The sequence below is a fragment of the Leptospira congkakensis genome, from assembly GCF_004770265.1.
In the GTDB taxonomy this organism is placed as follows: Bacteria; Spirochaetota; Leptospiria; order Leptospirales; family Leptospiraceae; genus Leptospira_A; species Leptospira_A congkakensis.
This window is the reverse complement of record NZ_RQGQ01000016.1, coordinates 368,297-391,203: the sequence shown is the minus strand read 5'-3', so window position 1 is coordinate 391,203 and position 22,907 is coordinate 368,297. Positions and strand designations below refer to the sequence as shown.

General features: G+C 39.6%; 25 protein-coding genes. 7 read left to right on the top strand and 18 right to left on the bottom strand.

Features of this window, described 5'->3' with window-relative positions; translation table 11 throughout:
• Positions 1 to 35: 35 nt before the first annotated feature.
• From EHQ70_RS12225 to EHQ70_RS12210, 4 genes are read left to right on the top strand one after another with little or no spacing between them, the layout of a single operon-like run.
• Entirely contained in the window at positions 36 to 1,250 is a 1,215-nt protein-coding gene (locus EHQ70_RS12225) for a hypothetical protein (RefSeq protein ID WP_135586779.1), read from the top strand.
• Entirely contained in the window at positions 1,231 to 1,896 is a 666-nt protein-coding gene (gene ung, locus EHQ70_RS12220) for a uracil-DNA glycosylase (protein WP_135586778.1), read from the top strand. The genes EHQ70_RS12225 and ung overlap by 20 nt, the downstream gene beginning before the upstream one ends.
• Positions 1,886 to 2,773, top strand: a complete 888-nt coding sequence (locus tag EHQ70_RS12215) for a DMT family transporter (RefSeq protein ID WP_135586775.1) — start codon at positions 1,886 to 1,888, stop codon at positions 2,771 to 2,773. Before ung ends, EHQ70_RS12215 begins: the two co-directional genes overlap by 11 nt.
• Complete coding sequence (locus EHQ70_RS12210; RefSeq protein WP_135586773.1) at positions 2,770 to 3,066, top strand: 4a-hydroxytetrahydrobiopterin dehydratase; 297 nt, start codon at positions 2,770 to 2,772, stop codon at positions 3,064 to 3,066. The genes EHQ70_RS12215 and EHQ70_RS12210 overlap by 4 nt, the downstream gene beginning before the upstream one ends.
• Positions 3,067 to 3,121: 55 nt before the next feature.
• Here EHQ70_RS12210 and EHQ70_RS12205 read toward each other — a convergent pair whose 3' ends face one another.
• Entirely contained in the window at positions 3,122 to 4,024 is a 903-nt protein-coding gene (locus EHQ70_RS12205) for a porin OmpL1 (protein ID WP_135586771.1), read from the bottom strand.
• A 259-nt stretch (positions 4,025 to 4,283) separates the two neighbouring features.
• Here EHQ70_RS12205 and EHQ70_RS12200 point away from each other — a divergent pair, with 259 nt between their 5' ends.
• From EHQ70_RS12200 to EHQ70_RS12190, 3 genes are read left to right on the top strand one after another with little or no spacing between them, the layout of a single operon-like run.
• Entirely contained in the window at positions 4,284 to 4,769 is a 486-nt protein-coding gene (locus EHQ70_RS12200) for a hypothetical protein (RefSeq protein ID WP_244288327.1), read from the top strand.
• Positions 4,770 to 4,815: 46 nt separating this feature from the next.
• Positions 4,816 to 5,901 carry a glutamine-hydrolyzing carbamoyl-phosphate synthase small subunit gene (gene carA / locus EHQ70_RS12195; protein WP_135587212.1) on the top strand — a complete coding sequence of 362 codons (1,086 nt, stop codon included), beginning with the start codon at positions 4,816 to 4,818 and terminating at the stop codon, positions 5,899 to 5,901.
• 27 nt (positions 5,902 to 5,928) lie between these two features.
• On the top strand, positions 5,929 to 6,114 hold the full coding sequence (locus EHQ70_RS12190) for a DUF5808 domain-containing protein (protein ID WP_135586767.1): 186 nt from the start codon (positions 5,929 to 5,931) through the stop codon (positions 6,112 to 6,114).
• Here EHQ70_RS12190 and EHQ70_RS12185 read toward each other — a convergent pair.
• From EHQ70_RS12185 to EHQ70_RS12105, 17 genes are all read right to left on the bottom strand, one after another.
• A complete protein-coding gene (locus EHQ70_RS12185; RefSeq protein ID WP_135586765.1) occupies positions 6,076 to 7,119 on the bottom strand; it encodes a hypothetical protein in 1,044 nt (347 codons plus the stop codon). The two genes, EHQ70_RS12190 and EHQ70_RS12185, sit on opposite strands and share 39 nt — an antisense overlap.
• Positions 7,120 to 7,128: 9 nt before the next feature.
• Entirely contained in the window at positions 7,129 to 8,553 is a 1,425-nt protein-coding gene (locus tag EHQ70_RS12180; RefSeq protein WP_244288326.1) for an MBOAT family O-acyltransferase, read from the bottom strand.
• Positions 8,540 to 10,687, bottom strand: a complete 2,148-nt coding sequence (locus tag EHQ70_RS12175) for a GAF domain-containing protein (RefSeq protein WP_135586763.1) — start codon at positions 10,685 to 10,687, stop codon at positions 8,540 to 8,542. The genes EHQ70_RS12180 and EHQ70_RS12175 overlap by 14 nt, the downstream gene beginning before the upstream one ends.
• A gap of 1 nt (position 10,688) precedes the next feature.
• Positions 10,689 to 12,932 carry a hypothetical protein gene (locus EHQ70_RS12170; protein WP_135586761.1) on the bottom strand — a complete coding sequence of 748 codons (2,244 nt, stop codon included), beginning with the start codon at positions 12,930 to 12,932 and terminating at the stop codon, positions 10,689 to 10,691.
• A gap of 9 nt (positions 12,933 to 12,941) precedes the next feature.
• Entirely contained in the window at positions 12,942 to 13,157 is a 216-nt protein-coding gene (locus EHQ70_RS12165; protein WP_244241880.1) for a hypothetical protein, read from the bottom strand.
• Between the two features lie 128 nt (positions 13,158 to 13,285).
• Positions 13,286 to 13,666 (bottom strand): ATP synthase F1 subunit epsilon, encoded by a 381-nt coding sequence (atpC, locus tag EHQ70_RS12160; RefSeq protein ID WP_135586758.1) that lies wholly within the window; start codon positions 13,664 to 13,666, stop codon positions 13,286 to 13,288.
• A 5-nt stretch (positions 13,667 to 13,671) separates the two neighbouring features.
• A complete protein-coding gene (atpD, locus tag EHQ70_RS12155; protein ID WP_135586756.1) occupies positions 13,672 to 15,078 on the bottom strand; it encodes a F0F1 ATP synthase subunit beta in 1,407 nt (468 codons plus the stop codon).
• 21 nt (positions 15,079 to 15,099) lie between these two features.
• Positions 15,100 to 15,969, bottom strand: a complete 870-nt coding sequence (gene atpG, locus EHQ70_RS12150) for an ATP synthase F1 subunit gamma (protein ID WP_135586754.1) — start codon at positions 15,967 to 15,969, stop codon at positions 15,100 to 15,102.
• A gap of 11 nt (positions 15,970 to 15,980) precedes the next feature.
• The gene (gene atpA / locus EHQ70_RS12145; RefSeq protein WP_135586752.1) at positions 15,981 to 17,495 is read right to left on the bottom strand and encodes a F0F1 ATP synthase subunit alpha; all 1,515 of its coding nucleotides are present in this window, start codon (positions 17,493 to 17,495) and stop codon (positions 15,981 to 15,983) included.
• Positions 17,492 to 18,055 carry an ATP synthase F1 subunit delta gene (gene atpH / locus EHQ70_RS12140; protein ID WP_135586750.1) on the bottom strand — a complete coding sequence of 188 codons (564 nt, stop codon included), beginning with the start codon at positions 18,053 to 18,055 and terminating at the stop codon, positions 17,492 to 17,494. The genes atpA and atpH overlap by 4 nt, the downstream gene beginning before the upstream one ends.
• Positions 18,052 to 18,576, bottom strand: coding sequence for a F0F1 ATP synthase subunit B (locus EHQ70_RS12135; RefSeq protein WP_135586748.1), 525 nt, complete (start codon positions 18,574 to 18,576; stop codon positions 18,052 to 18,054). The genes atpH and EHQ70_RS12135 overlap by 4 nt, the downstream gene beginning before the upstream one ends.
• A gap of 2 nt (positions 18,577 to 18,578) precedes the next feature.
• Positions 18,579 to 18,863, bottom strand: coding sequence for an ATP synthase F0 subunit C (atpE, locus tag EHQ70_RS12130; protein WP_002975055.1), 285 nt, complete (start codon positions 18,861 to 18,863; stop codon positions 18,579 to 18,581).
• A 48-nt stretch (positions 18,864 to 18,911) separates the two neighbouring features.
• Positions 18,912 to 19,970, bottom strand: a complete 1,059-nt coding sequence (gene atpB / locus EHQ70_RS12125) for a F0F1 ATP synthase subunit A (protein ID WP_135586746.1) — start codon at positions 19,968 to 19,970, stop codon at positions 18,912 to 18,914.
• Positions 19,960 to 20,340, bottom strand: coding sequence for a hypothetical protein (locus EHQ70_RS12120; RefSeq protein WP_135586744.1), 381 nt, complete (start codon positions 20,338 to 20,340; stop codon positions 19,960 to 19,962). Before EHQ70_RS12120 ends, atpB begins: the two co-directional genes overlap by 11 nt.
• A 227-nt stretch (positions 20,341 to 20,567) precedes the next feature.
• A complete protein-coding gene (locus tag EHQ70_RS12115) occupies positions 20,568 to 21,578 on the bottom strand; it encodes a DUF5018 domain-containing protein (RefSeq protein WP_244288325.1) in 1,011 nt (336 codons plus the stop codon).
• 243 nt (positions 21,579 to 21,821) lie between these two features.
• A complete protein-coding gene (locus tag EHQ70_RS12110) occupies positions 21,822 to 22,262 on the bottom strand; it encodes a MarR family winged helix-turn-helix transcriptional regulator (protein ID WP_135586740.1) in 441 nt (146 codons plus the stop codon).
• A complete protein-coding gene (locus EHQ70_RS12105; protein WP_135586738.1) occupies positions 22,249 to 22,734 on the bottom strand; it encodes a glutathione peroxidase in 486 nt (161 codons plus the stop codon). Before EHQ70_RS12105 ends, EHQ70_RS12110 begins: the two co-directional genes overlap by 14 nt.
• Positions 22,735 to 22,907: the final 173 nt, after the last annotated feature.

Sequence of the window (22,907 nt, the reverse complement as noted above, 5' to 3'; positions counted from 1 at the left end):
AATTTCTCGAAAGAAATGTCTAGAGCAAGGAAAAGATGAATTGGAAATTTAGAATCCGAAAACCACAAACCGGAACCACTCTCAGTTGGGAGTTGTATTTCCCTCCCGGTACAGCCACTTGGGTAGGCGAACAAGTAAAAGAAATTTTGGGTTCGGTTCCCTTACCCAACCAACCAGAACCAAACATTCGTGTATTTTCTGAAAAAATCAAATTAGAAAACACAAACTCCCATCAGATCGCCTATCTTTTGTTTCATGGTCTATTCATTCGAGACCTCCGACTTGTGATTGGACGCACAACAGATTGGGACAAATCTTCTGACCTAAGGGGAGAAGAATGGGATCGGATCCTTACGGAGGCCGTACAAATCGCAAAACCATTATTTGCCGATCCAAATACAAAATTTTATGAAATCAAAGAAAACCTTCATATTAGTTATTTCGAAGATGAAATTACCGTTTCGTTATCACTTTTAGGAGAACCAGGATACAAACGAGGGATCAAAGCTAACTTCCCAACAAGTGCTCCTGTTCCAGAAGACTTAAGCCAAATTCTAATTTCACAATGTTTTGATATCTTTTTAGTTCCTAAAAAAGATGTGGCGGCAGTTTATATTCCTTTTGCAGGAACCTTGACTTTTGCCACCGAATGGGCGTTACAAGAAGAAAAAATCTCTTTATTATCTTTACCAAGAGATTTTATATTTTTCAAACTGAATCTTTTCCCAGAAAAATCATTTGAACATTTCAAAAAGAAACAAAAAGAAAACATAACGTTGGCAGAACATCAGCACACAACCATTGTCATACAAGATACCGATCCTGCTTTGGAAAGTTACTGGGCCGAAGAATTCAAACGTTGGAAAAAAATAATTCAGGTAGATCTTTGGGATCATAGTATCTCTGATTTTTTTAGAACCTTTCCTGTTTTGCCAGAAGGAGATTCTAACTCTTCCCATTATTTTTTACCTCTAAACCCGCCGTATGGACTTCGCAAACATGAAAGAACGGGTCCGGAGGAAAAACTATTTTCCAAAATTGGAAAACGATTGGAAGAACTTCTCAAACTAACCAAAAACCAACCTAAGTTATTTGGATTTATCCTTTGCCCCACGGAAGAAAAATGGAGTGATTGTATGAGAGAACTTCGTAATTTTTCTAAAAAAACAATCCATGTCACTCATGGCGGAATCGACTTACGAGTATTATACTTTCATTCGGAGGGGAGAATTGAAAGACGTTCAAATTGAACCAGGTTGGAAAGAAGTTCTACAATTAGAATTTGAAAAACCATATTTTTCTACCTTAAGAGAATGGATCAGGGAGGAATATAAATCAAAGGTTGTTTACCCACCTGCAAAATTAATTTTTAATGCGTTTGACTCTTGTCCCTTTGACAAAGTGAAAGTTGTGATTCTTGGCCAAGATCCCTACCACGGTCCAGGCCAGGCCCATGGACTTTGTTTTTCTGTAAATGATGGTGTTCCCTTTCCTCCTTCTTTACAAAATATCTTTAAAGAAATTGGGGAAGACATACAAAAACCCATTCCTAAAACGGGAAACCTCACACGCTGGGCAAACCAAGGTGTACTTCTGTTAAATGCCACACTCACGGTTCAAAAAGACAAAGCAGGTTCTCACCAAAACAAAGGCTGGGAAGAATTTACGGATGCGGCCATCAAAATCTTAGCAGAGAAAAAATCAAACATCGTGTTTTTATTTTGGGGATCTTTTGCGGGGAAAAAAGAAATCCTTATCCCACCAAACAAACACTATGTGCTAAAATCGGCACACCCTTCCCCACTTTCAGCTTACAGAGGATTTTTAGGAAACAAACATTTTTCAAAAACAAACGAGTATTTACGATCTCAAGGAAAAGAACCCATTGACTGGTAATGAAAAAAAAGGATATTTCTATGTATTCCTTACAGGAGTATTTTTTGCTTTTGAGGTCATTGGTTTCAAAGAAATCTTCCGGAATTACAATACTGAACCGGAGATAGCGGCTCTATTTGGAGTTGGATTTGCTTTTATCATTGTCACTCCTTACTTTTTATTTTCCCAAAAACGACAATCCAAGGTCATTACTACCATCAAACGAGATGGACTCATTTTAGCATTAGGAACCATTTCCAATGCCATTGGCATTGTTTTGTATTATTATGCACTGAAACAAACGGATTTAGGACCCTCTGCCATCCTGATCAAAACTACTGTTCTTTACAATGTATTACTTGGAGTTTTTTTCTTAGGAGAGAAGCTGAAAAGCAGAGAGGTGTTTGGAATCGCTATTGCCATCCTTGGAATCTATATGATCTCCACTTTACAAGGCCAAATCAAACTGATTTCTGCTTTTTGTATTTTACTCAGTGCTTTTCTTTTTGCAATCCAAAGTTATATGATAAAAAAATACATTCCGGAAATTCTGGGACTCGAGTATGCTTATTTGCGACTCTTCCTTCTTACGATATTTTTCTTTTTATATTCCTTATACATCGGTAGTTTTTATATTCCGAAAGTTTCTGTTATCATCATTCTTGGATTATTTTCATTACTTGGATATTTTTTAGGGCGAGCTTTTTATTTTGAAGCACACAACCATTTGCCTATCAGTAAACTCAATGCCACACTCCTGATAGAACCCATCTTTTTAATGTTTGTTGGAATTTTATTTATGAAAGAACCGGTTGATGGTCAAAAATTAATTGGTGCAGGACTTATCCTTCTGGGATTGTATTTGATTGTTTTTCATAAAAAGAAGGGAAAACCATGAGAGAAAAACCAACCGACCTGACAACTATCGAAATTCAAAACCTACTAAACACTTACCAAGAATGGAAATTGGAATCAACAGAAGGTGTTTCCTTTTTTCAATATGAAAAGGAATTTCGAAATTTCAAAGAAGCCTTTGTATTTCTCACAAAACTAGCATTCGTTTCTGAATCCCTAGACCATCATGCAGAAATTTGGAATGTATACAACAGGGTGCGTTTGCGCTTATTCACACATGAAACAAATTCCCTAACCACAAGAGATCAAAATTTCATCATCCAGCTTATGACATAAAAAAAGCCGGGGTTGGAAACCAACTCCGGCTTTTGTCTTCTCAGTAAAGAACTGATTAGATCTCGATTTTGTAACCTACGCGGTAAGTTTGTCCACCGATCACTACTGGGTATGCAACCCAAGGAGCAAGAGCAGAAGCTCCACCTAAAGAGTTCACACCACCAACTCCCATTCCTGCGGAAAGGATAGTTTCCAATTCGAAGAAAAGGTGACCTTTGTCAGTGATTTTTGTTTGAGCACCAACTAACCAGTTTAAACCGATTCCGCTTGCACCAAAACGTACGTTTTCTTTATGAATTCCACTAGTAGGAGCATCACCAAGAAGAGCTCCTCCTGGTCCAAGAACTCCTGGAGCAAAAGTTTGAAGTCCTGGGTTATTGATTGTTCCAGAAACTCCCCACCATCCTTGGAAGTAGTTCACACCAGCACCAACGTACACAGCAGTGTCGTTAGCAGCGTTGTAAAGTTTGATACCAAGGTATGTAGGAACAGTCCAAGCAGTGTAAGACCATTCTTGGTCTAACCATTTGTAACCCATTACAGTTGAAGATGTATCACCACCAGCAATCTTTGTAGTGTAGTTAACGTTGACTCTCCAGAAAAGGCTATTGATTCCAAAAATACCTTCTTTTTCGTAACCTACGTTGATGTTACCACCCACCATAGCTCCGTTAGTTTTTGCACCGATTGCGCCACCAGTAGTTCTTTTTAAGCTGATCAAAGTGTTTTCAGCATAAATAGCCTTTTGTGGTGTTCCGTAAGCGGATCCATCTGGACGAAGTCTAGGTTGACCAGAATCTAGACCATCTTTTGTGATAGTTCCACCGAGTTGAGCTAGGTCAAATTGAGCTCCAAGACCGATCATAACATAAGAACGAGGACCTGATTGAGCGCTTAAGCTACCAGCTAAGCACAAAAGTAAGAACCCCATCATTCCAAAACGTAGAGATTTCAGCATTGATGATTACTCCTTAATGAGTTGTTTCCTGAATTTTTTTCGTACCTGTGGACAAACGAATGCAAGTGAGCAACCGTTCATACCGACAATTGCAATGAAACTAGTCGTTCTTCTAGGATTTGTCAAATAAAATTGTTAAATCTTAACGAAAATTGTGTTAAATGTGGTAATTCGAATGAGTCTAACGCCGTCTAAGCAAGTTTTCCTTATTTGCAGATTGTTTTTGCTTATTGTTCTGTTTTCAAACAAAAGCTATGCAATGGAAAGGAAGGTAATTCGTTTTTCAGGCGAATTGGTGCATTGGGATGCACTAGGCCCAGAACCACAATTCCGCTATTTGGATAGTACAAACCTCCGCGAGAAAACGATATTCTGTGATGCCGACACCATGAAATTGGCGCTGGGAAATCAACCTTATGAAAAGCGGAATATAGAAGGGAAAGCCGCACAAATGGCTCCTACTTCCGATATTTGGCTCTGCGTGGGTAGACCCCATATCTTTCAAAAGTATCAGGTTTCCGTCAGTCCTTCCTCCTCCCAAACAAAAAGGATCCAAGGCCAAGTCATCGAAGCCGATGGGGCGACTGGACAAATTGTTTACCTAGTCCGCGGGAAACGCTCCTACCTGACCATCGAACCTGGACTGGCACAGGAAATGGCAGATTCACTTTCCCAAATGAAAACTGTAGAAATTAACGGAGACTACCGGTACGATCGGATAAAACGTTATTACACAAAAGACTGATGAATTTTTGTTCGTCATTAGGAATCGATTCTTTGGAATGGATTTGATGCAGGCTTTTTTGGTTTTAGCAAACGGAACGGTCATGAAGGGCCGATCCTTCGGTGCAAATAAGAATTCGATCGGCGAGGTAGTCTTCAATACCTCTATGGCGGGATATCAGGAAATCATCACTGACCCTTCCTACAAAGGCCAACTCGTGACCCTTACCTACCCCATGATTGGGAACTATGGAATCAATCCAGACGATATGGAATCTGATAAGATCCAAGCTTCTGGACTCATTGTCAAAGAATACGTCAAACGACCGTCCAACTTCCAATCCAAAGAAACTCTTAGCGAGTTTCTCATTCGGTTTGGAGTGCCTGCGATTGAAGGAATCGACACACGCAAGCTAACACGTATCATTCGAAACTCTGGAGCCATGTCTTGTGGAATATTCATCAGCGAAACTTATGAAGATTCTTTCCTGGAAGCAGTAAAAAATGCTCCGACTATGGAAGGCCAAGATTTAGCCCAAGTGGTCACTTGTGAAAAACCATATGTATTTGGTGCTCATTCTCCGAGTAAGTTTAAACTTGCCGTTTATGACTTCGGAATCAAAAGAAATATTCTCAAACTTCTAGACGCAGCTGGATTTAATGTACATGTTTTCCCTGCCAAAACCAAAGCCGAAGATTTACTAAAAGATGGATTTGATGCTTACTTCCTTTCTAATGGACCTGGAGATCCCGCTCCTCTTGACTACGCAATCTCCTCTGCAAAAGCCATTATGGATGCGAAGAAACCACTTTTTGGAATCTGTTTAGGGCACCAAATCATTGGACTTGCTCTTGGAAAACAAACAGCCAAACTTAAGTTTGGTCACCGTGGTGGGAACCATCCCGTTCGAAACGAAGAAACAGGAAAAATTGAAATCACTTCTCAAAACCATGGCTTTCATGTGTTAGGTGAGTCTTCTAGCGATATGCCGATCACAAGGATCAATTTATTCGACAATACGGTAGCTGGTCTCAAAACCAAAGGTTTACCGGTAATGGCTGTCCAATACCATCCAGAAGCATGCCCAGGTCCCCACGACTCGGCCTATCATTTTCAAGAATTTTATACTATGGTAGAATCCTTCAAATCATAGAATTGGGTCAAATAGGGAGGCAAATTTATGTCATACAATGAAGATAAAAATTTCTGGGGAATTCCTTACGGAACAGAAATCACTGCAGAAGCATTTGTAAAAGATATCTGGGATCCAAGCACTGAGGAAATCCTAACACCGAAACAATTTTTTGGTCTTGGTTGGGGAGTTAACTTACATGCCCTTGGTCGGCGTGTGGGTGTGATCAAATAACACTTTCTTCAAAATCAGAGAAAACGCATCTCTTCCTTTTTGGTTGAGATGGGTTAAATCTGCAAAATTCTGATAATCATTTAAAAACACCGATCGAAAATCAAACACAACCACCTTCTGTTGATTAGGTTCGTAGGTAATCGTTTTAAAAATTTCATCACTGACTGTATTAGCATTTGTTTTTAGAATGTCTTTTTCCATTTTCGGTGAAAAAGGAATTCTAAGAAAAACAACTTCTACGTTTTTTTCCGTCCATAGTTTTACTATATCATACCAGATGGTTACGGAAAGATCTCGTTTCCCAGAGAGGACGAAAGAACTATTTTCTGGAAATTCTTCTTCCTCTTGTAAAATTGGGTCTTCGCCAATGGATTTCCAAACCCAAGAGCCTTGTCTTTTTTCCATACTTTCCTGAATGTACAGAAACTCTTGTTTCCTTCTCGGAACATCTGCTTGTGCAGCCGGATCATAAACTAATCGATTTAGATTCGAACTCAGTCCAAAATAAGGAAATACAGAAATTATAATCTTCCAACTTAGATCCGTTAGATTAGAGAAGTATGCTTTGCGAACCAATGGGTGAATGATACTTTCTTTCGATAAATTCCCGAAGGAATAAAACAATTGCCGGTTTGCATCGGTAACCGAGTTTTTACTTGTATTTAACGGAGAAAGATTCACATACACTTTCCGTAGTTTGGGAAGTTGGTGAACCAGTTCTAATGATTCGACAAGAATTCCTTCAGGTTGTTGGCTTGGTTTAGGAAAATATAAAACTTCTTCAGAAGACACATCCTCAACCTCTGCAAAAAAATCTGGAGTGATTCCACTGACGATCTGGCTATCACCCAATACTAAAATTTTTGCATCCGTTCTTATCTTTCTTTTTTTGGATAAATACCAATAAGAAGAAGTGGTTTCACAATACGGGATAAACCATTCCCATGTTAGGTGCATAAAAATAGAAATCAAAAAAAAGGTGAATATAAAATAACGAATCTTCATAAATTTAATTTAAAACTGAAAATAAAAAAAATCCTGTTTCCCAAAGGGTGAAAATATAGAAAACCAAAGAAACAAAACAAAGAATATAAATAGAAACGAATATGGTTTTGTGGAGATAAAGAAAGTTGGACGTTCCGTATTTTTCCATTCTTGCCAAAGATCAAAAACTAATAACGGAATCGTCGTTATTAGGATCATAATTGGGAATGAAGAAAGATGCGGCAGGAAAGATAAATTGTCTAAAATCAATTTTGTTTCCGAAGGAGAATTGATTCTAAAAAGAAGAAGGCCCAACGAAAAACTATAAAAAGTAAAAATGGTTCCCAGTATAGATTGAACACGACTGCCTTGTACTATGAGTCCATAATGTTTCAAAGAACGATACAAAACCAAACAGAGTCCCAAATAAATTCCCCAAATCACAAACCCATAGCCTGCTCCATGCCAAACTCCAGCAAGAAACCATACCACCATCAAGTTTGTATTTTCCCTAAAGAAACCGTGCCTATTTCCACCTAACTTTATATATACGTAATCTCGCAGCCAGGTAGAAAGAGAAATATGCCATTTTGACCAAAACTCAGAAGGATTGGAGGAAAAAAATGGTCTTTTGAAATTGTTCATCAAACGAAAGCCCATCATTTCGGCTAAACCCATTGCACAGAGAGAGTATCCAAAAAAATCGGCATAGATTTGGAAGGCGATGACAGGAGCTACGATCCATAAGATTCCAGGTTCTAAGGTTTCAAAACCCTTTGCATGAATTTCTACATATCTAGAAAAAGGATCGGCAATAGTTGATTTGATAAACGCACCCCAGAGAAAAAGGGAAATTCCATTCCAAATATTTTCTCTTCGAATGATTTGTTTCGATTCGATTTGCGGGATTAAGTTGCCTGGTCTTTCGATGGGGCCAAGTAACAAAAGGGGGAAAAACAAATCATAAATTGCAAATGTAAAAAAGTTTTTACAAGGAGCTATTTTTTCATCATAAACATCTATCAAATAACTAATGTTATGAAATGTATAAAAGGAAATTCCTATAGGTAATAAAATTTCTGGTTTCCAAATAAGGCCCGGCAATCCAAAACCGATTCTTAAATCAGAAAACAACTCCCAAATAAAAATAAAATATTTAAAAACACCAAGATAAACTAAATTAACGGTGATTCCTAAAACAAAGATAGTTTTCTTAGATTTTCCATTTAAAAGACTAAGGTATCTTCCTAAACTATAGTTAAAAACTACTGATAAAAAAAGAAGAATGGTGGCATTGATACTCCACTGAGAATAGAAATAAACACCAAAGGAAAGAAGTAAATACTTACGTATCCTATCAGTTGCAAAATAATAAATGGAGTAGAATACTAAAAAATGTGATAAAAAGGAAATAGAATTAAATAACACGGCTGTTACTTGTTTAGGCTTCTTCAACCATTTCCAAAAATTGATTTTTATCCTTTGTATCATGTGGGTAGGATAAATTTAATACTCTATATGTTGCACGAAAAGATCCAATGATAGAGTCCTCTTTTTTTGCGAAGGAAGATTTGATTTTTTTAATCACAACATCGGTTTCTTCTTTGTCTTTTCCATGAAGGACCATAGCAAATTTTCCTTGCCCCACCCGAGTGAAAAAGTCCAACTCCCCAATATGATCCATCATTGTTTTACGTAAGACGTCCGCATAACGAGCAAAAGTTCCCGCTCCCACCAAATGAACCATTCGAGAAACATTCTGAATTTTGAACAAAGTGACTGTGAAGTTCGTGTTCATTTGTGATGCTTTTTCTATTTCGCTGAGAATCCGCGACTCTAATGGATTAAATGGATTTCTAAATAATGCTTCTTTTTCCTGTAAAATCAGTAAGTTTGCAAACACTGGTGCAGATGTTTCGAGTAAAGTAACTCCAACATCTCTAGTGGTATCTGTCCAGGCAGTTCCTGTAGAATGTACGATAATCATACCCACAAGCCAGTTTAAATTGATGATTGGTAAAATTGTGAATTCACTCATAATCCCTAATTCATCATTTGTGAAAATGGATTTTAATTCGGAGTCTTCTCTGAAGTTTTCTAACCGGTAAACACCAGGAACATTGGAAACCATTCCCACAATATCAGAATCTTTGCTGAGTTTGAAGTCTTTTGTTCTTTCTGGTAATATAAAATTAGAACCAAACACAATATAGTCGGAGCGAGTTTCAGAATCTAAAACTAAAAAGGAAAATTGTTTTACACCAAGTTTGGTTTTAATATTTTCTATAAGCAAATCATAAGCTTCATCCATCTTACGAACACGAGCAAAATCGCGTGCAAATCGTAAAACTGACTCATTGATTTCGATTACTTCTTTGGCTTGGACTAAGTCGTCATTGATCGATTCAAATTCGGACACTCTTTCAAAAACAGAACCAGCAATATCTCCAACTATTTTAGCAAATTCCAAATCATCGGTAATGTATTCTTCCCCGTTAATGAGTTTGCCAAGAGATAATAAGCCAAAACATTTTTCACCATGACGGATGGGCACTAAGATTTCGGAACCCATTTCATTGAGTAATCTAAACTCTCTGTCTGGCAATCGAGAAGATTTGAATTCACCAGCATAGATTACCGTTTCCGAATCAGAGATACGAGAATAGATTTCATCGTTTGGAGATAGATACCAAGAATCTTTTGATTGGATCCCTTGAGCTGCAACTGCTTCCCATTTAGGACTTTTAGGATTTGTAGAAGTTAAAACCACTACAGAGTTACAACCAACTTGCCCTATCAAACTATAAACCAAGTTATCAAAATAATCAGAAAATTCTTTAGAGGAAGCAATCTCTTTAGTGATTTCAAAAATGGCTTGGTAGTTCTCAATCCGTTTTTTGGAAGCCAGATGATACGAGATTGGCGCTGTACCAAAATCAGATTCATCATCAAACAATACGTCTTCTCCTATGGGAGCCGGATCATCTTTGATGGGTCTAAGCGGTTGTTTGGCAGCTTCTCTTTTTGCATCGTTCTCCCACTCATCAAAGATATTAACTTCTGGAAGAGGGGTATCGGGTTCTGAAATTTCATCGTGGTAATCACGATCAATTAAATCATCATCAAACTCTTGTTTGCTTACAGGAGGTAATTCAGGTTCCGCAGATGGTTCCGGATTCGTTTCAGGTATTTTTGTATCTTCTGCAGAGACGGGTTCATAATCAGAAGCAATATCATCTAAATCATTTTCTAAATTTGGTAGAGGATTTTCATCCCAAGGTTCTTCAGATAAGTCACCAAAATCTGCATCAGTAAGTTCTGGTATATCACTAAGATCGAATTCCTCTTCTCCATCGGGACTGGGAAGGTCTCCAATTTCTGTGGCGAGTTTTTCAGAAAAGCTATCGTCTAACCATTCCGAGTCGGTATCGACAACAGGAACAGATTCTTTTTCATGAGAAAAAGTTTCTTCATGGAATTGTTCTGCTTTTTTTAATAAAGACGGTTTGTCTTGGTTAGTACTAGATGATTTTGAAGTCGAGGAACCCGAAGTTTTTTTAATTTCTTCGGCTCTATCGAGAAGTCCCACTTTATAACTCCAATTCTTTCATCATTTTTTTGTATAACTCGAAGTATTGAGATTTCGAGAATTCGCGGATCACATCATCAGGAAGGTTACCAAGTAAGTTATCCAAATAACCTAATACTTTTTTGCGTTCCCCAACTGATAGGTTATCTCCACCTGCTTCCGCAAATGCCTCTTCAGCAGAAGGTTTGGCTTCTGGAGCCGATACATCCGATTTACGGAGTTCTTCCAATGGAGAAAGTTTTCCTTCCATTGCATATTCATCTAAATCAACTTCGTATTCTTCTGAATCATCACTTGCAAGAGTCGGAGTTCTCGTTTCTTTTGGTGAGTCAGGTGTTGATAAATCAAAACTATCATCAATGACAGATTCTGAACCAAAATCACCAAAATCAGCTTCTGATTCATGTTCGACTAAATCATCATCACCAAACGATGGTAAATCGAAGTCTACAGGTTCTTCATCGCTAGTTTGTTCTGATAAAGAAAATTCTTCTTCTAAAGGTAAATCGGCAATGTCTTCTAATTCTTCACCAGGAAGTTCTTCACCCAAAATTTCATCTAAACTTTCTGCAGAAAGAGTGATGTCTTCTTGTTCATCCTCTTCTTCTTCTGATGCGGTGATATTTTCCAATTCCTCCATTGACAAAGCAATAGATTCGTCTTCTTCATCTTCCGCGAGTAAATCTGATTTAGGTGCCAAGTCTTCTTCATAAGGAAGAGGAGCTCTGTCTAAACTATCAACAAGTTCTTCTTCAGAACTTTCTTCTGCATCTGAAGCGATAGATTCCAATTCTTCCATTGAAAGGGCAATAGGACCTTCATCTTCTTCAGAAGATTCAAATCCTTCCATTTGACCTTCGAGGCCTTCTTCTGAGTTATCCGATTCTTCTGATCCAGATTCATCCCCTAAATCGAAATCAAAGTCATCACCAAGATCTGTCTCTAGTTCGTGACTTTCTTCTTCTTCAGAATCTTCTGCTTCTTCAATTGGATCACTTGCAATGATATTACCAAGTTCGTCGGGGCTCAGTGTGATAGACTCGTCTTCTAATTCTTCGTTTAGAATATCAGAAGTTGGTTCTTCGAAGTCTTCTTCAATGGCTTCACCAGAAATGTTTTCTAATTCTTCTAATGATAACGTGAGAGGACCTTCATCCTCTTCTTCTGTCGAAGGAGTTTCTTCCTCTGGTGTTCCGAATTCGCCACCTAACAGATCAAATCCGCCATCTTCATCAGTGAAACTTGGAAGTTCAGATTCTTCGTCTGATGTTAAAAATTCTTCTTCGGAACCGAGAGATTCTTCTAAACTTGCTTCGCCACCAGCACCTAAAATACTACCTAACTCTTCATCAGATAAAGTAAGGTTTTCATCTTCTTTATTTTTACCAAAAAGTTCTTCTTCTTCTGGATCCACAAGTGGTTGGAATCCAGTTGCTTCTTCTTCCTCATCACCAAGGCCTAAATCATCTTTAGGTATAAAAGAATCTGCTTCATCATGATCCGTTAAATCAAATTGAGGTTTACCTTCTTCATCGAAGGCAAGATTTGTATCGATTTCGGAATCATCCAAATCTAAATCAAGATCTGAATGTTCATCGATTAGGTCATCTTGGTGTTCTTCTTCCTCTTCTTCAAAGTGAGAACGTTCTGGTTCTCCCGAATGATCTTCTTCCTCGAGATTCCCTGTAATGTTTTCTAGTTCTTCTAAAGAAAGAGAAATTGGGCCATCCTCTTCTTCATCCAAATCTTGTTTGGATTTTTTGGATGTTAAAATTCCATCCTCACCATTTAGTATTGATTCAATTTCTTTATCGAGATCAATTAAATCATCATCGAATTCTAATTCAAGATCATCATCTTCGAGATTGTTTTGATTATGAGATTGTTTTGGTTTTGATGGAGTTTTTTCTTTTTCAGATTCTTCTTCATAATCAGAAAAATCTGCATGAATGTCTTCATCATGTAGGATTGGGTCTTCTTCCCCAAGTAAGTTTAAATCTGAATCTAAGTCTATATCTAATAAATCATCATAAGAATCTGAGGAAGCGACCATGTCTGAAATGGAATCGTCTTCGTCATCAAAAGCGGAAATGTCGTCTAGGTTTGGAGCTTCGATTCCAGGTGATACATCCAAATCATCATCACCCATATCAAAATCATCCAAATCCAAGGAAAACGAGTCTTCATCGAGTACAGGTTCGATGTTTTCTAGATCTTCGTTTTTATTCTGTTCTTGATCCGCCATTCGCCTCGATTACCGTTTTCCCAAATTTAGTATCTGGCCATCCTCTAACGGCTGTTCCAAGATACTGTCCTCCGTTTTGATTTGCGTTCCGGGTATGTATCCACCCGCCATCTCAACCAAATCTTTTCCATTCGAACCTGCATCCAATGTATAAAATCCAGGATTCACTACGGATCCTTCAATTTTAACACGAACCGGTTTTTCAGAATAGATTCTTTTTCGCAAATCAGGGTTTTCCTTTAAGTAATAGAATCCGGTAAATAGTATCGTTACCAATACAGAACGTCGAATCCAATCTAGAGTCAAAGGAAATCCCCCTCTGGTATATTTTCGGCAAGAAGGGGGGAAAAAAATTAACGTTCGTGCAGTAAAATGCGAACTTTTGCTTTCTTTAATAGAATTTCTTTGTCTTTGGAGAGCGGAAGGGCTTCTGCTTCCCCGAGGAGTTCTACAGCATGGTCATGAGACAAATCGTCTTCAGAATCCCCACCTTCGGTGAGCACTCTAATTTGGTCATTTTTCACTTCACAGAATCCGCCATCGATGGCAATTCGGAACTCTTTCCCAGCAGTATGCAATTTGATCAGCCCAAAATCGAGTTGGGAGACTAAGGTAGCATGGCCTGGAAGGATTCCAAAATAACCCACAGAACCCGGCAGAATCACTGATTCCGCCTTGCCCTGGTAAAGGATTTTGTCAGGAGAGATGACTGTTAAAGTCAGTTCTTTACTCATCCCGATTAACCTTTGAGTTGTTTCGCCGCTTCGATTACTTCGTCAATCGATCCGACCATATAGAATGCTTGTTCTGGAAGTGTGTCATACTTACCTTCGATGATTCCTTTGAAGGAACGGATGGTATCTTCCAATTTTACATACTTTCCAGGTCGACCTGTAAACTGTTCCGCTACGTGGAACGGTTGTGAGAGGAATTTCTCCAAACGACGAGCACGAGAAACAAGAACTTTATCATCCTCAGAAAGTTCGTCCATACCAAGAATCGCGATGATATCTTGAAGGTCTTTGTATCTTTGAAGAATTCTTTGTACTTCGCGAGCAGTGTTGTAGTGCTCTTCTCCCACGATTTGTGGGTTCATGATGCGTGATGTGGAATCGAGTGGATCCACCGCAGGATAAATCCCTTTTTCAGAAATCGCACGAGATAAAGTCGTTGTTGCATCCAAGTGAGCAAACGCAGTTGCAGGAGCCGGGTCAGTTAAGTCGTCGGCAGGAACGTAGATCGCTTGCACTGAAGTGATGGAACCACGAACTGTTGATGTAATCCGTTCTTGTAATCCACCCATCTCAGTGGAAAGAGTTGGTTGGTATCCTACCGCAGATGGCATACGACCAAGAAGAGCCGATACTTCGGAACCTGCTTGAGAGAAACGGAAGATATTGTCTACGAAGAGAAGGATATCAGATCCGGATTCATCACGGAAGTTTTCCGCCATAGTCAAAGCAGAAAGCGCGATACGAAGACGAGCACCAGGAGGTTCGTTCATCTGACCAAAACAAAGAACTGTTTTGTCGATAACTCCAGATTCTTTCATCTCGTTCCAAAGGTCGTTTCCTTCACGAGTTCTTTCACCCACACCAGCGAACACAGAGTAACCACCATGTTGTTTTGCGATGTTGTTGATAAGCTCTTGGATTAAAACTGTTTTACCTACCCCAGCACCACCGAATAGTCCTGTTTTTCCCCCTTTGATGTAAGGAGCAAGAAGGTCGATGACCTTGATCCCTGTTTCAAAGATTTCTGTTTTAGGTTTAATTTCTTCGTAAGAAGGTGCATTTCTATGGATTGGCATCTTTTTTACGTCTTTCGGAAGATCACCGAGTTCATCGATTGCTTCACCAAGCACGTTAAAGATACGACCAAGAGTTTTTGTTCCTACTGGAACAGAAATTGGGATTCCTGTATCGGTAACTTCCAATCCTCTTTTTAATCCGTCTGTGGATTGAAGGGAGATCGCACGAACTGTGTTATCTCCAATGTGTTGTTGCACTTCTGCAGTAATTGTTACGTCTTTACCGTTTACTTTAGATTTAATCTCTACGGCATTGTAGATTTCAGGCATATTCCCGGACTCAAAACTGATATCCATTACCGAACCGATGATTTGTTTAATTTTACCTTTATTCATATATACTCCGAAAGACCTTTGTTAGGAGATGGCTTCCGCTCCCCCTACGATTTCTGAAATTTCCTGCGTAATTTTTGCCTGACGAACTCGGTTATAACCGCGAGTAAGAAGTTTGATCATCTCACCTGCTGCGTCTGTTGCCGCTTTCATAGCCACTCTTCGTGCAATGTGTTCGGAAGCTACCGACTCCAAAATGATCTTAACAAAAGTAGTTTTGATCACCATAGGAAGAAGGTTTTCCAAAATTGTTTTTGGATCCGGCTCATACAATACTTCTGGACCAGAAGATCCTTTTGTCCCAGCTTCTTCCATTGATAAAGGAAGAACGGTAGTAATTTCTGGTTTTTGAGTTGCTGCCGAATAATAATGAGTGGATATAATTTCAACTGAATCCACTGATTCATTTGCAAAACGTTCCATAAAGTAAGAAGCAAGATCATTTGCTTCTTTGCTTCCCGCTTTATCATCGATATTGGTATGAGTAGTAACCAATTCTACTTTTGCAAATTTAAAGAAGGCAATTGCTTTTTTCCCAGCAGCATGGACTTCAACTTCCACACCTTTGGACTTCAACTCTTCGATACGGTTTTTAACAATACGAAGAAGATTGGAGTTAAAACCACCGCATAACCCACGGTTTGCGGCGATTGCAAGGATAGCTACTTTTCGGATTTTGTCCGGCTTCCTTAAGTAAGGGCTGTGAATGATCCCAGCAAGGCTAGACAAAGAAGAAACTAACTCGCGAGTTAAGTCGGCGTATGGTTTCGCCGCATTAACTTTATTAGTTGCTTTTTTTGCCTTTGCCGTGGAGACCATCTCCATGGTTCGAGTGATTTTTCTCGTATTTTTAACCGAGTTAATCCTCTTTTTTATCTCACGCGGTGTCGCCAAGATCTTTCCCCTTAATTATTCTTTGTCAGAAAATGTTCTACAATCGATTTGATTGTTTTTTGCAAAGCTGCTTCTTGTTTTACTTCTTTCGCAGTTCTGATTTCTTCTAAAATTTCTGGGTGTTGTTCTCTCATAGTTCGAAGCAAATAAGTTTCGAATTCACGAATCTTTGCCGTAGGAACCGTATCCATAAAACCTTTCGTCACCGCAAAAATAGAAATCACTTGTTCTTCTACTGGAGTTGGTGAGTTGTTTGGTTGTTTGAGGATTTCAAGAACTCGGTATCCACGATCAAGCTGAGCTTGCGTTACTGGATCAAGTTCTGTTCCTAACTGTGCAAACGCTTCTAAGTCACGGAACTGAGCCAAATCTGACTTGAGAGTTCCTGCTACTTTTTTCATCGCTTTGATTTGTGCAGCAGATCCAACCCGTGATACAGAAATTCCCACGTCCACCGCAGGGCGAAGGCCCGATGCAAATAGGTTGGACTGAAGGTAAATCTGACCATCAGTGATGGAGATTACGTTCGTAGGGATGTATGCAGATACTTCCCCTTCTTGTGTTTCAATGATTGGAAGTGCTGTCATAGACCCACCACCGAATTTATCATCGAGTTTCGCAGCTCTTTCAAGCAAACGAGAGTGAAGGTAGAATACGTCCCCAGGGTATGCTTCACGACCTGGTGGGCGGCGAAGTAAAAGTGACATTTGTCTGTAAGCTACGGCTTGTTTAGAAAGGTCATCATACACAACGAGTGTTGCTTTCCCTTCTTCATACATAAAGTATTCAGCCATAGTCGCACCAGAGTAAGGTGCAATGTATAACATAGGAGCTGGTTCAGATGCGTTTGCCGATACAATGATTGTATACTCAAGAGCACCTTTTTCGCGTAACATTTCGATGGTGGAAGCAACAGTAGATGCTTTTTGTCCAATCGCTACATAAACGCAGATAACACCTTTTCCTTTTTGGTTGATGATGGTATCGATCGCGATGGAAGTTTTTCCTGTTCCGCGGTCACCGATGATGAGCTCTCTTTGTCCACGTCCAATTGGGATCATTGCATCAATCGCTTTGATTCCTGTTTGCATTGGTTCATGAACTGATTTTCTCATCGCAATCCCTGGAGCCGGCGACTCAACAGGTCTTGATTTTTTAGCGTTCAGTGGTCCTTTTCCGTCGATCACTTCCCCGAGTGGATTAAGAACTCGACCGAGAAGTTCTGGTCCAACTGGAACTTCGAAGATTTTTCCCACACGTTTAACGGAAAAACCTTCTTCAATTTTAATATAATCACCGAAGATTACAACCCCTACGGAGTTTTCTTCTAAGTTGAATGCTTGTCCTCGAACCCCGTTTTGGAATTCAACAAGCTCTCCTGACATTACGTTAGTGAGTCCGTAAACTCTCGCAATCCCGTCCCCTACTTCGAGAACTGTTCCAACTTCTTCAACTTGAAGGTCTTTTTTGAAGTTTTTAATTTCTTGTTTTAGTACCGACGTTACTTCGTCTGTTTTAATTTTCATTCAAATGCTCCGACTGGGATTTTCTTTTGGAGGAGAGCCTCGCGGGTTCCGGCAAGTTTTGCACGGATCGAGGCATCGATTAAAAAGTCGTCTATAAAGAGTTTGAATCCACCAATTAGGGCTGGATCCGTTTGTTCTGTGACACGAACTTCGCGTTCGAACTTGGAAGAGATAGACTTGGTGATTCGATCTACGGCTTCTTTGCCAAGAGAATCTTTGGAAACAATGCGAAGAGAACTACGATTTTTAAGTCGGTCCACTCCTGTTCTATAATCTTCCAAAATATCCTTGAGGAATAGAAATCGATTCTTACGAACCACAAGTGTAATGAAGTTGGCAACGATATCCGATGCCTTCCCCTGAACTGACTTTTCTGCAGTTCGTTCTTTCTCAGAAGGATCAACTAATGGAGAAAGGAAATAATGGCGGATTGACTCATCAGAAAAGAAAACATCCACTAAAGATGAAAGTTCCTCTTCTGTTGACTCAAGCGAGTTAGCTTCCTGAGCTAACTCCAAAAGTGCCGTTGCGTAAACCTTTGAAATTTGGTTCAGACTCATTTTATTTTAAGTTTATCGAGTTTTGCGATCTCTTTTTCGACAAAGGAAGCATAGTCTTCCTTCTTCAATTGTTTCTCCAAGATCTCACTCGCGATGAGAACGGACATTTCCACAATTTGGTTTTGCATTTCAGACAAAGCTCTGCTCTTCGCTAAATCAATTTCGCGAATTGCGTTATCTTTAATGCCTTTCACTTCATTGTGTGCTTCTTCCGTCAATCTTGTGCGGAGAGCAACTGCATCTTTTTTAGCTTCATCTACAATTTTATGAGCTTCTTCCGTCGCTTTGAAGAGTTGGTCTTTGTATTCTTTTAAAGACTTTTCTGCTTCTACACGAAGGGTTTCTGCTTTGTTGATATCGCCTTGGATGCCGGAAGCACGTTCTTCGAGAGCATGAAGGATCTTGTCCCATGCAAATTTTTTAAGAACGAAGACAACAACCGAGAAAGTGACCAGGGTCCAGATGACCAGACCCGGATTGACTTTCAGCAAATTGAAGCCGGAAGCCGCGAGGATAACCAAGACTATTGTCCTTGTTCTACTTTTGTGGCACCAGCACCAATTGTTTTGTCAATTGAGCCATTGAGTTTGAGCGCGATAAGAAGAGCGATTACCACTGCGAAAAGTGCTGCACCTTCAATCATACCTGCTGCTACGTAAAGAACGAGTTGGATCTTTCCCGCTGCTTCTGGTTGGCGGCTAATGCTTTCTGCCACTGATCCACCAATTCTACCAATACCGATTCCTGCTCCAAGTAATGCAAGTCCTGCTGCGAGTCCTACTGCGATGTATCCTAAACCGAATTCCATTGTTTTCGTTTCACTCCTGTGTGTTTTATAATATAAATAAAACCAATGTTAATGTCTATGCATCACAGTTCCGATGAACACGGTTGTGAGCAGAGAGAAAATGAACGCTTGTAAAAAGGCTACAAGTAGTTCTAAAAAGTAAATGAGCACCGAACTGAGAACAGATACAGGTGCGATGAGCCAACTTTCGCTCATAAAAATAAACCCAAGTAACGCAAGGATCATTACGTGTCCCGCAGTCATGTTGGCAAGTAACCTCATGGTTAACGCAAAAGAACGTGCAATGTGTGTGACGATAAACTCTAAGGCCCACATCAGTGGCCAGAGTGGGAGTGGAACTCCCTTAGGAACCGCATGCGCTACGAAGGAAATTCCTTGGTAAGAGAATGCAGTGCCGTAGATGGTAAGTAGTGTAATAGATGCAAGAGACAGAGTGACACTGATGTCCCCTGTAGGTGTGATTCCTGACCAAATTTCTCCGAATGTATGGAGAGAATGTGGTGTGTGATCCACTGCCCCGACTGCCACAAGAGCATCAGAAGCGGCAACAGTTAGTTCCCCCACAGATGGGATGAGGCCAAACAAGTTACAGAAAAGGATAAAGAAAAACAGAGAGAAGATATAGTGGTAATAAGAATGTCCGTGGTGATCAAGAGATGCATCCACAACATTTTCTTTTAGATAACTTACGAAAGCCTCTACGCCAGAAGTAAATTTGTTATGAACTTTTTTAGGATCTCTTGAAATCAAATTGGCTGCGGGAATAAAAACAAGGAACATAAAAAAACAAGCAATCCACATCATGGTCACTCGTTTGGTAATGTGAAGATCGAGTCCACCTACATAGTGATACTTCACCCCGTCATGGTTTACAAAAACATCGTGGTTCTCGGCGTCAAACCCAGGTTGCCCTTCGGTAACAATTGTGCCACCAAAGTTCAGAGGGAAAATGGGAGCATCACCTAAGTGGTGCGCCATCACTTCACTGAAATCGAAGCCCTCTTCAGAGCCGTGCCCTTCCGAATCGTTAGCAAAAACATTCGTAAAACTAAGGGAAAAAACTAATAAAAATGATAAAAAAAACCGATATTTAGACTTATTTTCCACTGAAATAGCTCGCAAATACTAGAAAAAGTAGGTGGACGAAATAGGCAATTAAAAATCCAGAAGTTGCCTCAAAAGGGTACTCTAAGACCTGGAAAGCAGTCAGAATGCCTAAATTTAGAAAAAACGAGAGAAACACGGTAAAAAAGGGAAAACCTGACTCTGCCAAAGCAGGGATTTTTCTCGGAAGGAACCGAAGTTGCAAGATGGCCATTTGGATGGCAAAGGAAATGGCGCCACCGAAATAGAAAATCAAACGATACCCGTCTTCCACCAAACCAGCAGTTAGCGGGAGACTTAGAATGAATACAAGAAGTAGGTAACTGAAATAGTGGAGATGGAACCTTCTGAGATTGATGGTATTTAGATCCATTGGTTCAAGATGGGAGGTTGGGGATTTGTGGGCAAGTAGGATTGGGGGGATTGGAAGGTATAGATCCCCGCCCGTATCGAACTGGGTGGGGCTATCCACCCGCCACCCAATGGTTTCCAAATATCACACGTTTGTTGGTTTGTGAAGGAAGAATTGCAAGTTTACAAATTTTATAGAATAAAGTTCATCTTTTACCAATTCTAAAAAGGAAATCGAACTTACGATTATTATGGAGAAAGTTTATATTTAGTATTGAGATAAAAGAAAACTTTCTCTACATCTGTTTCAGAAAGATTAGTATTGAAATAGAGAACTTCTGCAATGTCAGCATCAAGATTTCCATTCCCTAATAAAACACGATCCAAATTCGATCCGCCAGCATAAGAATAGGTACCATCCAAGGCCGACTGCCCTGCAAATTTACCATACCTATATTCGCGAACATTTGAAGTCAAAGTCTGTACGGTACCAATGGAAATAAATTGGAGCATTGGTAAGGGAATTGATGACGGTGATATACAAGTAGTAGCGTTTCGACAAACTGCATATTCACCTAACACATCGGAAATACCTATTTCTCTACCTAGCGTATAACATAACCGAATAAGAGTGATTGCTGATGCAATAGAAACCAAACGCTTTACGAAAAAAAAACTTCCGCTATCAGTAACATATAGCCCAACCCCACCACTTGGTAATTCCATTTGTGATGTTAGTGAACTTCTGAACGCTACTGCAGGGTAACCATTCACCTGATTCTTTCGATAGATAGGCCAAATATTTATAGTCGGTTGCGATATATGATTTCCGAATCCACTGACATCTGGCCAGCTCGTAACCGGATCTCCATCATTTAACGTTAGCTGGTCTGCTTTGAACCAAAGCCGAAGGGAACCAGAACCCAAAACGCGAGGAGCTACCATTTGCACGGTGTATTCATTTGTAATACCATCCGTTCCAGTCACAACGTATTTCAATGGAGAATTATAGTCATTAGAACTCACTCCACTCGTTTGTGGAACTCCATTGACCGAGACAGAGACACCGTTAGTCTTAAAATTAGCAACATAAGAAGAGATTGTCACGATTGATTCGGAAGTGATTACAATTTGGTTTCCATTGATGATCCCAGTCACTCCTAAACTAGGGATCGAATATTCTAAGATTTCTTTGCCGGCAGGAAAGATGTATACTTTTCCGCAAGTGACACTGTTATCCGAAGTTGCCCATTTGAACAACAATGTGTCTATAAATTTTTGCCCATTCGGATCGCAGGGATTTTCGGAAAAAGGGTTACTGCAGGAAAATAGGAACAGCAAAATCAAAAAGCAAAGTGAAGAATACAGTCTCTGCATGTGTGATGAACCTTCGCTTTTTCAGGTAAGAATAGAAATGAACCTAAACGATGTTAGATCCTTTTCAGGTGTGCGTCCAACGTCAAGAAGAAAGCAAAAATTTATTGATAGAAATCTTGTTTTCTATCAGGTTTGAGCAAATTCGTCTAAAATTGCTTTTAGTTGGATTGCTTGGTTCTCTTCAATCCCAGACAAACAAAAAATTTGTTCTGGTATGGCTTTTGCCTTTTCGCGTAAATGTTTACCATTCTTTGTGAGAGAAACAACAACGACTCGTTCATCTTCCTGACTTCTCGTTCGCTCGACAAACCCACTCTGCTCTAATCTCTTTAATAAAGGTGTCAAAGTTCCCGAGTCCAATTGCAAACGATCCCCAAGTCCACTCACAGTGTTTTCCTCTTCTTCCCAAAGCACCAACATTACAAGGTATTGTGGATAAGTCAGCCCTATCGTCGCAAGTAACGGACGATAGATCTTCATCAAACGATGCATCGATGAGTATAAGGAAAAACAAATTTGGTTCTTCAAAAGAAGAACCTCATCTGTAGGATTTTTAAGCTTGGACAAGTTTTTCAATGTCCTTTTCAATCGCTTCTGGTTTTGTAATGGGGGCATATCGTTTCACAACGTTTCCATTTTTATCGATTAAGAATTTTGTGAAATTCCACTTGATGTCAAGGGAACCGAAAATCCCTGGAGCTTGTTTTTTGAGATGTTTGTAGAGTGGATCTGTATTTGGACCATTCACTTCTAGTTTAGAAAAAATAGGAAAGGTTGTTAAGAATGTTCTTTCGCAAAATAATTTTATTTCTGCATCTGTTCCCGGTTCTTGTTCACCAAATTGATTGCACGGGAAAGCCAATACTTCCAAACCCTTTCCTTTCCAACGGTCATAAGTTTCCTGAAGCCCTTTGTATTGTGGGGTAAAACCACACTCACTAGCTGTGTTGACAATGAGTAACACTTTGTCTTTAAACTGTTCCAAAGGAACTTCCTCGGAACCTCGTTTTACTTTGATTTTGTAAAATTCATCTGACATTTTCGGTCTCCCTATATGCATTTTAGATTGTGCACAATTCAATTTTGTTCAATCTTTTTATTTGAAATTTATGTGATTTTTTTGAGTTTTTCGCCAGATGGGCGTGAATCTAACTATCCCCGCCCTGACTAGGGAGGGGAACTAGACCCGCCACCCAATACCATCGCCTTACC

Bases quoted from the DNA above. Each gene is read 5' to 3' on its own strand.
- EHQ70_RS12225 (WP_135586779.1), top strand. From the start codon at position 36: ATGAATTGGAAATTTAGAATCCGAAAACCACAAACCGGAACCACTCTC.
- EHQ70_RS12210 (WP_135586773.1), top strand. From the start codon at position 2,770: ATGAGAGAAAAACCAACCGACCTGACAACTATCGAAATTCAAAACCTA.
- EHQ70_RS12205 (WP_135586771.1), bottom strand. From the start codon at position 4,024: ATGCTGAAATCTCTACGTTTTGGAATGATGGGGTTCTTACTTTTGTGC.
- EHQ70_RS12200 (WP_244288327.1), top strand. From the start codon at position 4,284: ATGGAAAGGAAGGTAATTCGTTTTTCAGGCGAATTGGTGCATTGGGAT.
- carA (WP_135587212.1), top strand. From the start codon at position 4,816: ATGCAGGCTTTTTTGGTTTTAGCAAACGGAACGGTCATGAAGGGCCGA.
- EHQ70_RS12190 (WP_135586767.1), top strand. From the start codon at position 5,929: ATGTCATACAATGAAGATAAAAATTTCTGGGGAATTCCTTACGGAACA.
- EHQ70_RS12185 (WP_135586765.1), bottom strand. From the start codon at position 7,119: ATGAAGATTCGTTATTTTATATTCACCTTTTTTTTGATTTCTATTTTT.
- EHQ70_RS12170 (WP_135586761.1), bottom strand. From the start codon at position 12,932: ATGGCGGATCAAGAACAGAATAAAAACGAAGATCTAGAAAACATCGAA.
- atpC (WP_135586758.1), bottom strand. From the start codon at position 13,666: ATGAGTAAAGAACTGACTTTAACAGTCATCTCTCCTGACAAAATCCTT.
- atpD (WP_135586756.1), bottom strand. From the start codon at position 15,078: ATGAATAAAGGTAAAATTAAACAAATCATCGGTTCGGTAATGGATATC.
- atpA (WP_135586752.1), bottom strand. From the start codon at position 17,495: ATGAAAATTAAAACAGACGAAGTAACGTCGGTACTAAAACAAGAAATT.
- atpH (WP_135586750.1), bottom strand. From the start codon at position 18,055: ATGAGTCTGAACCAAATTTCAAAGGTTTACGCAACGGCACTTTTGGAG.
- atpE (WP_002975055.1), bottom strand. From the start codon at position 18,863: ATGGAATTCGGTTTAGGATACATCGCAGTAGGACTCGCAGCAGGACTT.
- EHQ70_RS12120 (WP_135586744.1), bottom strand. From the start codon at position 20,340: ATGGATCTAAATACCATCAATCTCAGAAGGTTCCATCTCCACTATTTC.
- EHQ70_RS12105 (WP_135586738.1), bottom strand. From the start codon at position 22,734: ATGTCAGATGAATTTTACAAAATCAAAGTAAAACGAGGTTCCGAGGAA.